Source organism: Saezia sanguinis, assembly GCF_003991585.1.
In the GTDB taxonomy this organism is placed as follows: domain Bacteria; phylum Pseudomonadota; class Gammaproteobacteria; order Burkholderiales; family Burkholderiaceae_C; genus Saezia; species Saezia sanguinis.
This window is the reverse complement of the sequence record NZ_PQSP01000236.1, coordinates 1-231: the sequence shown is the minus strand read 5'-3', so window position 1 is coordinate 231 and position 231 is coordinate 1. Positions and strand designations below refer to the sequence as shown.

Below are 231 nucleotides of genomic sequence, written 5' to 3'. Positions count from 1 at the left end.
TACTCAGCCTCGGTCTCGCGGACGTGGCGGGCCTTGTCGTTGGCCATTGCCGCACTCATATCGGGGTTCTTAATGCAGAAAGTGCCGCCGAACCCGCAGCACTGCTCGGCCATCGGCAGGTCGACCAGGGTCATGCCTTTGACGTGACGCAGCAGCTCGTAGGGACGATCACCAAGGTTCAGCAGCCGCTTGCCGTGGCAGGACGGGTGATACGTCACCCGATGCGGGAAG

1 protein-coding gene is annotated in these 231 nt (G+C 62.8%); it reads right to left on the bottom strand.

The genetic code is table 11. The annotated features are described in order from the left end of the window. Nucleotides 1-231: heterodisulfide reductase-related iron-sulfur binding cluster (locus CUZ56_RS15635; RefSeq protein ID WP_148113796.1), on the bottom strand; the 231-nt coding region annotated here is incomplete at both ends.